This is a genomic window from Streptomyces durbertensis, assembly GCF_014156695.1.
GTDB classification, from domain to species: Bacteria; Actinomycetota; Actinomycetes; order Streptomycetales; family Streptomycetaceae; genus Streptomyces; species Streptomyces durbertensis.
In genome coordinates this window covers 1-10,504 of record NZ_WMLF01000175.1, presented here as the reverse complement: position 1 = coordinate 10,504, position 10,504 = coordinate 1, and the positions used below count along the sequence as shown (strand labels likewise).

The window sequence follows — 10,504 nt, the reverse complement described above, 5'->3', positions numbered from 1 at the left end:
CTCCCACCCCACAGGAGACAGGTATGACCACCGGCATCCCTCTTCAGGGGCCCACCGGAGACAAACGCAGATACGGACGCGGAACCCGTCGCGGGGCGGGCCGGCGTCGGCACGCGGCTCACGCCGCTCTGGTCGCGGTGCTCTGCGCGGTACTCGCCGCGCTGGGGCTGGGCGGCGCCACGTCGGCCGCCGCGAAGGGCGCGGTACCCGCGACGGCCGACGCGAGCAAGCCCGCGATACGCGGCGGCAACGTGCTGCACAGCACGTTCGGGTCGTGTGTGGTGTCGGTCAACGCCGCACGCGGCGACCAGCGTTACGCCGTCATGGCCGGCCACTGCGGCGGCCTCGGAACCATCTGGTACGCCGACGCCGGGCTGCTGCGACCGGTCGCGGTGGGTGAGTCGTCCGGCTACCCGTCCCGGCAGTACGTGGTGATCCGCTACACCAGCACGGAGTTCGGCTACCCGAGCGAACTGGTCGGCGCCCCGGCGGGCGGCCCGGTCCGCGTCACCGGCGTCCGGTCGCCCGCGCCCGGCGTGACCGTCTGCCACCGGACGGCGACCACCGGCGTCCGGTGCGGCACGATCACCGCGGTCAACCAGACCGTGAACCTGCCGCAGGGCACGCTGACCGGACTGTTCCGGACGAGCCTCTGCGCCGAACCGGGCGACCCACCGCCCGGTACCGTCGCCTACTCCGGCAGCCAGGTCGTCGGCTTCCTGCTCGCGGCGAGCGGCAACTGCCGGACCGGCGGCACGACCTTCCACCAGCCGCTGGCACCGATCCTCGCCGCCCACAACCTGACCGTCGTCTACTGACGCCGGTCGGGTCAGGGGTCGCTCAGGCCGGTAGCACCGCCTCCCACTGCGCGCGGGTCGGACCGTCGTGCGCGGGCTCGTACTCCGGGTGGGCGGCCAGCCAGGCGGTGACGTGGCGCTCCACCTCCTCGGTGCCGTAGGCGTCGTCGGCGGTCCGCACGAGGTGCCGCACCTGGGCCCGGGCCCGCATGACCACCGGGTCCTCGAAGGCGCACACGGCCCGGGCGGCGGCCCGCCGGTCGGTGGGCGGCGCGCCCTCGGCGAGGCGTTCCGCGGCGGCGCGGTCGGCCGCCGCCTGCTCGTCGAACCACGGACGGAGCGCCGTCACCGACCAGTTGTGGTGGTGGACGGGGTCCGCGACGAGCCGGTCCGCGTGGGTGGCGACGTGCTGGGCGGCGAGCAGGCCGAGGGCCACCCCGTGACCGAAGGTGGGGTTGGTGTGGATGAGGCTGTCGCCGACGCCGACCAGGCCGGTGGCGACGGGTCCCTCGTCGTCGACGAGGGCGGTCCAGCGGTTGTCCAGGCCGGCCATCGCCAGCACGTCCGACTGCGGTTCGGGGTCGAGGCCCAGCCAGGCGTCGCAGGCGGGGAAGAGCCGGGCGGCGGCCTCGAACACCGCCGGGTCGGTGAGCGCGCCGCGGGTCGGATCGTCCGTGGCGAGCACGATGTTCGCCGCGAACACGTTGTTGTCGGACGGGAAGACACCGGCGAGCGCGAAGGCCGCGGCGGAGCCGGTCTTCACCCGCCCCGGCTCCCGCGGACCGTCGGCGCGCAGGCGGTACCAGCGGCACAGGTAGGCGATCCCGGCGCGGTGGCTCTCGACGACGGGCGGTCGGCAGCCGGCCGCGACCAGCCAGTCGGGCACCCGGGAGCGGCGGCCGGACGCGTCGACGACGAGGTCCGCCGGGAACGTCCTGTCGCCCACCCGCACGCCGGTCACCCGGGCGGGCCGCCCCTCCTCGAAGGTGAGGCCCGACACCTGACGGCCCCGCCGCACCTCGACCCCCGGCTCCCGGCGGACGGCCGCGCTCAGCGCGGCCTCCAGCACGATCCGCCGGGTCCGCAGCGTCACCAGGTCCTCGTCGCCGGGGCGCCGCGGCGGATGCTCTCCGAACCAGTCGAAGTCGTGGTACTCGCGGGCGCCGCGCGCCAGCAGATCCTCGTACACGTCCGGGGCGTCGGCGCGCAGCACGGTACGCACGGGAGCCAGGAGCGAGTGGGGCTGGTCGGCCTGCGGTACCCGGGGCCGGTGCCAGTCGAAGAAGTCCCGGTCCAGTTCCTCCCCGGCCTCCCGGGCGTCCTGTTCGAACAGGGTGACCGTATGCCCCCGTCTGCCGAGCAGAAGGGCCGTCCCCAGCCCGCTTGTACCCCCACCGACCACCGCAACCCGCGCCACAGAAGCTCCCCTTCGCGTCGTGTTGCGGATCCATCCTACTAGCCGATGATCTTCACCCGGCACGCAGGGCCCGGCCGACGGGCCGCTCAGGAAACGGGGTGCGGAAAGCGCGGCGCGGGAAAGGCAGACGAGTCGCGCTGTACGCCGGATTCTGTCTCCGGGGGCCTCGCGGCCCGCCGGGAGGCGGTCATCCATCTGGGACCGGTGTCGCCACCGGCCTCGTGCGGTCTACCCGCGAACTCGGGCGAGCAGCCCTCGGACGTTCGCGCAGGCCGTCGTCCTCGCGGACGGCGGCCCTCTTGACCTTGCTCCGGGTGGGGTTTACCCAGCCGCCCAGGTCACCCTGGGCGCTGGTGGTCTCTTACACCACCGTTTCACCCTTACCGGGGGCCTGTCGGCTCCCGGCGGTCTGTTTTCTGTGGCACTTTCCCGTGGGTCACCCCAGGTAGGTGTTACCTACCACCCTGCTCTGCGGAGTCCGGACGTTCCTCGGCGGGCCGGCGTCGCCGCCGGTCCGACGCGACCGCCCGCGCGGCTCGTCTGCCGTGGTCATCCTACGTCGGGCCGGGGGCCGGGCCGGCAACCGGTCCGGCGGGAAGTCGCCGGACGTCCGCATCGGGCGCCGCCGTGGTGGGCAGGGGTAGGCGGAATACGAACCGTGCGGTCACCGTTGTGCGGGAAACCGAGGACCTGAGAGGCAGAGCCCATGAGCACCATCGAACTCACCAAGGACAACTTCGATCAGATCGTGTCGGAGAACAACTTCCTGCTGATCGACTTCTGGGCGTCCTGGTGCGGGCCGTGCCTGCGCTTCGCGCCGGTCTTCGAGCAGGCGTCCGAGCGGCACCCGGACCTGGTGTTCGCGAAGGTGGACACGGAGGCGGAGCAGGAGCTGGCCGCCGCGTTCGAGATCCAGTCGATCCCGACGCTGATGATCGTCCGGGACAAGGTGGCGGTCTTCGCGCAGCCGGGCGCGCTCCCGGAGACCGCGCTGGAGGACGTCATCGGTCAGGCCCGTGCGCTGGACATGGACGCGATCCGCAAGTCGATCGAGGACGGCAAGCCGAGCGCGTGACGTCCGCCCTCAACGCGCCCTCGCGGGTGTGGCCGTCGGGGGTGGACGTGCCGTCGGGCGTGGACGTGGGGCGCGGCGGCGGCGTGTGGGGCCGTACGCTTCATGGCGCTGTTGCCGGGTCGTGAGAAGGGGAGCAAGTCCGTGCTTGTGCTGTTGCCGCCGTCCGAGGGGAAGGCCGCCGGAGGGACGGGGCCCGCGCTGGACCTGGGGGCGCTCTCGCTGCCGGGGCTGACGGCCGCCCGCGAGGCCGTGCTGGACGAGCTGGTCGCGCTGTGCTCGGCGGACGAGGAGAAGGCCCGGGACGTGCTCGGGCTCAGCGAGGGCCTGCGGGGCGAGGTGGCGAAGAACGCCGCGCTGCGGCAGGCCGGGACGCGCCCGGCGGGCGAGGTCTACACGGGCGTGCTGTACGACGCGCTCGGGCTGGCGACGCTCTCCGCGGCGGCGGCGGAGCGGGCCCGGCGGGAGCTGCTGGTGTTCTCCGGGCTGTGGGGCGCCGTCGGTGTGGCCGATCCGATTCCTTCCTACCGGCTCTCGGGCGGGGTGAAGCTGCCCGCGCTGGGCGGGCTGGGCGCGTACTGGCGGAAGCCGATGGCGGAGGCCCTTCCGCAGGTCGCGGAGGGTCTGGTGCTTGATCTGCGGTCGGCGGCGTACGGGTCGATGTGGAAGCCGGCGGGTGAGCTGGCGGCGCGGACGGCGACGGTCCGGGTGCTGCAGTCGAAGATCGTCGACGGGGTGGAGAAGCGGTCGGTGGTCAGCCACTTCAACAAGGCGACCAAGGGGCGGATCGTCCGGTCGCTGCTGGAGTCGGGAGCGCGGCCGGGCTCGCCCGAGGAGCTGGCGGAGGCGCTGGGCGCGCTCGGTCACCGGGTGGAGCCGACGCCGCCGGCGCGCGCCGGGCGCACCTGGCAGCTGGACGTGGTGGTCACCGACGTGCACTGAGCCGCCGGGGCGCGGAGCCTGCTGAGGCTTTGAACCGCCGCAGCGCCTCGGTTGCGCGGCGTGCAACACCTGTTTCACAGGGTGGCCGGGGGTTGCCAGGATGGCGGCATGCTCGACTCCTTCGCGCCCGTGCTGCCCGTCGCGGTGGTGGACGACGCCGCCACGGCGGTGCCGCTGGCCCGTGCCCTGCTCGCCGGCGGGCTGACCGCCGTGGAGGTGACGCTGCGGACCCCGGCGGCGGCGGAGGCCATCGCCGCGATCGCCGCCGACGTGCCGGAGATCGCGGTCGGCGCCGGGACGGTGCTGACGGCCGGGCAGGTGCGGGAGGCGGTCGCCGCCGGGGCGGGCTTCCTGGTCACGCCGGGTTCCACGGGGCGGCTGCTGGACGCGTGCCTGGAGAGCGGCCTGCCGGTTCTGCCGGGCGTGGCGACGGCGTCGGAGGCCCTGGCGGCGCTGGAGCGCGGGGCGCGTGAGCTGAAGTTCTTCCCGGCGGAGGCCGCCGGGGGCCCGGCGGCGCTGGCCGCGCTGGCCGGGCCGCTGCCGCAGGCGCGGTTCTGCCCGACGGGGGGCGTGACGCGGGACAACGCGGGCCGCTACCTCGCGTTGCCCAACGTGGGCTGCGTCGGCGGTGCCTGGGTGGCGCCCCGGGAGGCGGTCGCCGCCCGCGACTGGGGCCGCGTCACGGCGCTGGCCGCCGAGGCGGCGGCACTCGCGGGCCAGCGGTCCGGTAAGACGGCCCCGCCAGGCGAGACGGCCACCGCCGCGACAAGCACGGCGAGGGGCATCGTCAGCCCCTGAGGTGCGCCGTCTCGTTGAGGAGGCGCAGGGAGGCGTTGCCGTCCGCGTAGTGGGCGACGACGGACAGCGAGGCGGCGGCCAGTTCCATCCGGAACAGCGCCTTCGGCGGTGCGCCGAGCGCCAGGCGGACCAGGGTCTTCACCGGCGTGACGTGGGTGACGACCAGGACGGTGCGGCCCGCGTAGCGGGCGAGCAGCTTGTCCCGGGCCCGCGCGGTACGGCGGGCGACCTCGGCGAAGGACTCGCCACCCGGCGGGGCGACGGCCGTGTCCGCCAGCCAGGCGTCCAGCTCCTCGGGGTGACGCTCCCGCACCTCGGCGAAGGTCAGGCCCTCCCAGGCGCCGAAGTCGGTCTCCCGCAGGTCCTCCTCGACGCGGACGTCGAGGCCCAGCCGGGCGGCGGCGACCTCGGCGGTCTCCCGGCAGCGGCGCAGGGGCGAGGTGACGACGGCCTGCACGGTGCCGCGCGCGGCCAGGGCCTCCGCGACGGCCCGCGCCTGCCGGCGGCCCGCCTCGGAGAGCTCGGGGTCGCCGCCGCCGCTGCCCGAGAACCGCTTCTGCGGGGTGAGCGCCGTCTCCCCGTGGCGCAGCAGGACAAGGGTGGTGGGCGTGCCGAGGTCGGCCGCGCCCCAGCCGACGGGGGGCGCGACGGGTTCCGGCGTGGTCACGGCGGTGGTGTCGCCGGTGGTGTCGGTGTCCGGGGCCGCGTCCCCGGACGGTGTCTCCGGGGCCGCCGCCGGGGCGGAGAGTTCGGCGGTGGAGTGGGCCGGCTGCCACTGCTCGCCGCGCCGCCCCGCGTCCATCGCCTCGTTGGCGAGCTGGTCGGCGTGCTTGTTCTGGGCGCGGGGGATCCACTCGTAGGTGACGGCGCCGGGCGGGTAGATCTCGCCGGCGGCCTTGGCGAGCGGGCGCATGTCCGGGTGCTTGATCTTCCAGCGCCCGGACATCTGCTCGACGACCAGCTTGGAGTCCATCCGGACCCGCACCGTCGCCTCGGGGTCGAGTTCGCGGGCCGCGCGCAGGCCGGCGACCAACCCCTTGTACTCGGCGACGTTGTTGGTGGCATGGCCGATGAACTCGGCCGTCTCGGCCAGCACCTGGCCGGTGTCGGCCTCCCTGACCAGCGCGCCGTAGCCGGCCGGCCCCGGGTTGCCGCGCGAGCCCCCGTCCGCCTCGACGATGAACCGCCGTGCCATCTTCCCTACCGTTCCCCTCGGTTCTCGCCCACCGGACCCACCGCCCGCGAGCCGTCGCTCAGCGGCCGTCGCTCACAGGCCGGAGTCGGCCGTGCGGACGAGGATGCGGCGGCAGTTCTCGCAGCGCAGCACCTCGTCGGCGGCGGCGGCGCGGATCTCGTTCAACTCGGTGATGTTCAGCTCCAGTCGGCAGCCCTCGCAGCGCCGCTGGTAGAGCTTGGCCGCGCCGACGCCGCCCTGCTGGGCGCGCAGCTTGTCGTAGAGGGCGAGCAGCTCCGCCGGCACCGAACCGGCGACCACCTCGCGCTCCTTGCGGACGCGTTCGACCTCGGCGTCGATCTCGTCGGTGGCGGCGCTGCGACGGCCGGCGGCGTCGTCCACCTTGGTCTGCACGGAGGCGACCCGGTCGGTGAGGTCGGCGACGCGCTCCCTGGCGGCCTCGTTGCGCTCCATGATCTCCAGCACGACCTCCTCGAGGTCGCCCTGGCGGCGGGCGAGCGACACGATCTCGCTCTGCAGGTGCTCCAGGTCCTTGGGGCTGGTGACCGCGCCGGAGTCCAGGCGCTGCTGGTCGCGCGCCGCGCGCTGCCGCACCTGGTCGACGTCCTTTTCGGCCTTGGTCTGCTCGCGTGCGGTGTCGCCCTCCTCTGTCTGGGCGGCGACGAGCAGGTCGCGGAGCTGCGTCAGGTCGCTTTCCAGGGCGGTGATCTCCGCGTGCTCCGGCAGGTTGTCGCGCTTGTGGGCGAGCTGGCTCAGCCTGACGTCGAGTTCCTGGAGGTCGAGCAGGCGGGTCTGGTCGGCGGGCGCGGATTTCAGTTGGGGGCTCCTGAGTACTCGTAGTCGTGATGGAGACCGGAGGACGCGTGCGCGGTCCAGGGGTCGGTGACGGTGCGGGAGACCTTGGTGCGCAGCTCCCAGCCGTGACGTTCGGAGACGGCGTCGAGCTGGGCGGCGGCCTGCTCGCACCAGGGCCACTCGGTGGCCCAGTGGGCGGCGTCGACGAGGCCGAGCAGGGAGTGCTCGCGGGCCTCGGACGCGGGGTGGTGGCGAAGGTCGGCGGTGACGTAGGCGTCGACGCCGGCCGCGCGCACCGTGTCGAACAGGCTGTCGCCGGAGCCGCCGCAGACGGCGACCGTGCGGACCATCATGTCGGGGTCGCCGCCGGCCCGCACGCCCTGCGCGGTGGCCGGCAGGGAGGCGGCGGTGTGCTGGGCGAAGGCGGCGAGGGACAGCGCCTCGGGAAGCTCGCAGACGCGTCCGAGGCCGCGCCGGCCCTCCGGGTCGTCGGGGTCGGGCACCAGCGGGCCGAGGACGCGCAGGCCGAGCGCGCCGGCGAGGGCGTCGGAGACGCCGGGGTCGGCGCGGTCGGCGTTGGTGTGCGCGACGTGCAGGGCGATGTCGTTCTTGATCAGCGTGTGGACGACGCGGCCCTTGAAGGTGTCCGCCGCGACGGTGGTGGTGCCGCGCAGGTAGAGCGGGTGGTGGGTGAGGAGGAGGTCGGCGTTGAAGGCGACCGCCTCGGCCGCGACCGCCTGCACCGGGTCGACCGCGACGAGCACCCGGTTCACCTCGGCGGACGGGTCGCCGCAGACGAGGCCGACGGCGTCCCACTGTTCGGCGCGCTCCGGGGGCCAGAGTGCGTCGAGGGCTTGGATGACATCGGAGAGTGCGGGCACGGGGAAAGGCTACCTGCCGTCGGGGCGCGTCGGCGGTCCGCGTCCGAAGCACATCCGGCGCCGTCGCACAGCCGATCCGCCGCAGCACCACGCGTAAGGATGAACCGACCTCGCACGCCGACCACGGAGAGGCACGAAGAACCCTAGCGTCGTCACCGGAGGTGTTCCCCCGATGACAGCGTGTGCTATCGAAACGACGGCTGGCGGCGGCACAAGGGGGCACGGCGGCTGGTCGCCTGCGGCCGACGGCTCGTACGCCGCCCGGCTGGTCGCGGGTGCGACCGGCCCCTATGTCGAGCGGTGGACGCTCAGCGGCCCGGAGCCGTACGTGGTCGCGCTGCCCGCCGCGCGGCCGGAACCGGCCGGCTGCCAGGTGCTGGCGCTGGCCGACGGCCGGGTGCTGGTCGCCCGCCCCGAGGGCGCCGCCTCCACGACGCCGACGACAAACCGGCTGGCGCTGCTCTACCCCACGGATCCGGGCACCGGTGAACTCCCCCTCGGTGCGATCGAATCGGGCACGGTGACGCTGCTGCCACCGGCTCCGGACGGCCGCTCGGCCCTGCTGATGGCACCCACCGGCCGCGCCACACGGGTGTGGCAGGTCACCGGCCCGGGAACCGAGAACGGACCCCGTCCGGTGGCGGACGTCCCCGGCACCTGTGTCTCGGGGCACTGGCTGGACCGCGAGGGGCGTCTGCTGGCGCTGAACCGCAGCTGCGGCACCACCCCGGCCCAGGCCGTCGCCGTCGACCTCGCCAGGGGCGGCACGAGCAGCCCGCTGCTCCAGATCACCGAGGAGAGCCAGGACGAGGTGGTGCTCGCCGACGCGGACAGCGGACTGCTGCTCGTGCGCTCGGACGCGCCGGGCGAGACCCGGCTGGGCTGGGGTGTGCTGGGCAGCCACCGGCCGGTGCGCTTCCCCGAGGCGCTGCACGTGCCCGAGGTCAGGCTGGAGCCGTTTGCCGTGCAGCCCGGTCAGGCGCTTGTGCCGGAGGACGCGGCGGTCGCGCTGCGGGCGGACGGGCCGAACGGCACCTGGGTGGCGTGGTGGCGGCCGGGCACCCGGTTGCGGCACCTGCCCGCGCCCCGGGGGTGGCTGCCGGGCGCCGGGCTGCTCGAAGCCACAGGTGAGCTCCGGCTGCCCTACGAGCCGTGCGGCCTGGCCCGCACCCACCCCGCCACGGACGCGCCGCCCCCGGGGCCGCCGCAACAGAGTCCGGCGGCGCGACAGACTCCGACGGCGCAGGGTCCGGCGACGCAGGGACCGGCGACGCGCCCCTCGACCGGGGCGCCGCCCGGGGCGAAGTCGGCGGCGGCAGGCACCCGCCCGGGTGCGGACAGCCCGCCGGTCCCCGACCCGGGCGCGGGCGCCGGCGGTGGTCTCGCGCCCGCGTGTGCCGACCGGCGAGAGACCGCCTCCGGACCGGTGCTGGCCACGGCGAGCCCGCCTCCGGCGCCACGCGGCGAGGGGTCGCACGCCGACGCGTTCGACGAGGCGCTCTACTCGTTCGGCGGCACGGCCGCCGGAGGCTCGCCGCCCGGCGTGGCGGCGGCGACCCCTTCCCGGCCCGTACCGCTCCAGCAGGCGCCGCTGCCCTGAGACCACCGGCGGGCCGAGGGCAGGTCCGCCGTCCGCGACCCGGCGCCCGTGTCGCGGACGGCGGGAGCAGCAGGGCACGGGCTCGGTGGTCGCCCGCGCCGCCGCGCCGGGCGGACGGGCGTCACCGTCACGCCGTGACGATCTCCGTGTCCGAGAGGACCACCGCGTCGTCCCGTTCGGCGACCGTGACCCGTACCCGCAGCCGCCGCTCCGGCTCCCGCCAGAGCCGGACGCGCAGGGTCTCGCCGGGGTAGACGACCCCGGCGAACCGCGCCCGGTAGTCGGCGACCCGGCCGACGTCCCCGTCGAGTTCGGCGTCGACGACCGCCTTGAGCGTCATGCCGTAGGTGCACAGGCCGTGCAGGATCGGCCGGTCGAAGCCGGCGAGGGCGGCGAACCCGGGGTCGGCGTGCAACGGGTTCCAGTCGCCGTTGAGGCGGTACAGCAGCGCCTGGTCCTCCCGGACGGGGGCCTCCAGCACCCGGTCGGGTGCGCGGTCGGGTGTCTCCAGCCGGGCGGACGGGCCGCGTTCGCCGCCGAAGCCGCCCTCGCCGCGCAGGAACAGCTCGGTGTCGCAGGACCAGAGGGGGCCGTCGGCGTCGGCGGCCTCGGTGCGCAGGACAAGCACCGCCGAGCGGCCCTTGTCGTGGAGGGCGGCGACGTGGGAGGTCTGCTCGGCCGAGCCCTGGGCGGGGATGGGCCGATGCAGGCGGACCCGCTGCCCACCGTGCAGCACGGCCGTCAGGTCGACCTCGATACCCGGCGCCGAGAGCCCGCTGACCAGGCCCATTCGCCCGCCGGCGACGGTGGCGAAGGAGGGCAGCACCGTCAGCCGGTCCTCCAGCAGGTAGCGCAGTTCGGCCGGGTCGGTGGCGGGGACTCCGGCGCCGAGCCCGAGGTGGTAGAGCTGCACGTCCTTGTGGGTCCAGTCGATGCGGCTGGTGGTGGGCTTCGCGGCGAGCGCCTCTTCGGCGTTGATCGGCATCGGTGCTCTCCTTGGCCTGGGC

Annotated in this window: 10 protein-coding genes and 1 other RNA gene; 5 read left to right on the top strand and 6 right to left on the bottom strand. The window is 75.0% G+C overall.

Annotated features, from left to right (window positions below):
• Positions 1-23: 23 nt before the first annotated feature.
• Complete coding sequence (locus GL263_RS13715; protein WP_182855966.1) at positions 24-818, top strand: S1 family peptidase; 795 nt, start codon at positions 24-26, stop codon at positions 816-818.
• A gap of 22 nt (positions 819-840) precedes the next feature.
• Here GL263_RS13715 and GL263_RS13710 read toward each other — a convergent pair whose 3' ends face one another.
• Together GL263_RS13710 and rnpB are read right to left on the bottom strand one after the other, a co-directional pair.
• A complete protein-coding gene (locus GL263_RS13710) occupies positions 841-2,214 on the bottom strand; it encodes an FAD-dependent oxidoreductase (protein WP_182855965.1) in 1,374 nt (457 codons plus the stop codon).
• 124 nt (positions 2,215-2,338) lie between these two features.
• Positions 2,339-2,753: RNase P RNA component class A (gene rnpB / locus GL263_RS13705), an RNA gene on the bottom strand.
• Between the two features lie 167 nt (positions 2,754-2,920).
• Here rnpB and trxA point away from each other — a divergent pair.
• From trxA to eda, 3 genes are all read left to right on the top strand, one after another.
• Positions 2,921-3,289 (top strand): thioredoxin, encoded by a 369-nt coding sequence (trxA, locus tag GL263_RS13700; protein ID WP_182855964.1) that lies wholly within the window; start codon positions 2,921-2,923, stop codon positions 3,287-3,289.
• A gap of 141 nt (positions 3,290-3,430) precedes the next feature.
• Complete coding sequence (gene yaaA / locus GL263_RS13695; RefSeq protein ID WP_182855963.1) at positions 3,431-4,228, top strand: peroxide stress protein YaaA; 798 nt, start codon at positions 3,431-3,433, stop codon at positions 4,226-4,228.
• A gap of 108 nt (positions 4,229-4,336) precedes the next feature.
• On the top strand, positions 4,337-5,026 hold the full coding sequence (gene eda / locus GL263_RS13690) for a bifunctional 4-hydroxy-2-oxoglutarate aldolase/2-dehydro-3-deoxy-phosphogluconate aldolase (protein ID WP_182855962.1): 690 nt from the start codon (positions 4,337-4,339) through the stop codon (positions 5,024-5,026).
• On the opposite strand, the gene GL263_RS13685 is transcribed toward eda, so the two are convergent.
• From GL263_RS13685 to GL263_RS13675, 3 genes are all read right to left on the bottom strand, one after another.
• Positions 5,016-6,221: a bifunctional RNase H/acid phosphatase gene (locus tag GL263_RS13685; RefSeq protein ID WP_182855961.1), complete on the bottom strand. Its 1,206-nt coding sequence runs from the start codon at positions 6,219-6,221 to the stop codon at positions 5,016-5,018. The genes eda and GL263_RS13685 overlap by 11 nt on opposite strands.
• Positions 6,222-6,293: 72 nt before the next feature.
• On the bottom strand, positions 6,294-7,037 hold the full coding sequence (locus tag GL263_RS13680; protein WP_182855967.1) for a zinc ribbon domain-containing protein: 744 nt from the start codon (positions 7,035-7,037) through the stop codon (positions 6,294-6,296).
• Entirely contained in the window at positions 7,034-7,897 is an 864-nt protein-coding gene (locus GL263_RS13675) for a Nif3-like dinuclear metal center hexameric protein (protein WP_182855960.1), read from the bottom strand. Before GL263_RS13675 ends, GL263_RS13680 begins: the two co-directional genes overlap by 4 nt.
• A gap of 172 nt (positions 7,898-8,069) precedes the next feature.
• On the opposite strand from GL263_RS13675, the gene GL263_RS13670 reads away from it, so the two are divergent.
• Entirely contained in the window at positions 8,070-9,497 is a 1,428-nt protein-coding gene (locus tag GL263_RS13670; RefSeq protein WP_182855959.1) for a hypothetical protein, read from the top strand.
• A gap of 127 nt (positions 9,498-9,624) precedes the next feature.
• On the opposite strand, the gene chsH3 is transcribed toward GL263_RS13670, so the two are convergent.
• Positions 9,625-10,482, bottom strand: coding sequence for an enoyl-CoA hydratase ChsH3 (gene chsH3 / locus GL263_RS13665; protein WP_182855958.1), 858 nt, complete (start codon positions 10,480-10,482; stop codon positions 9,625-9,627).
• Between the last annotated feature and the right edge of the window lie 22 nt (positions 10,483-10,504).

Bases quoted from the DNA above. Each gene is read 5' to 3' on its own strand.
- GL263_RS13715 (WP_182855966.1), top strand. From the start codon at position 24: ATGACCACCGGCATCCCTCTTCAGGGGCCCACCGGAGACAAACGCAGA.
- trxA (WP_182855964.1), top strand. From the start codon at position 2,921: ATGAGCACCATCGAACTCACCAAGGACAACTTCGATCAGATCGTGTCG.
- eda (WP_182855962.1), top strand. From the start codon at position 4,337: ATGCTCGACTCCTTCGCGCCCGTGCTGCCCGTCGCGGTGGTGGACGAC.
- GL263_RS13685 (WP_182855961.1), bottom strand. From the start codon at position 6,221: ATGGCACGGCGGTTCATCGTCGAGGCGGACGGGGGCTCGCGCGGCAAC.
- GL263_RS13670 (WP_182855959.1), top strand. From the start codon at position 8,070: ATGACAGCGTGTGCTATCGAAACGACGGCTGGCGGCGGCACAAGGGGG.
- chsH3 (WP_182855958.1), bottom strand. From the start codon at position 10,482: ATGCCGATCAACGCCGAAGAGGCGCTCGCCGCGAAGCCCACCACCAGC.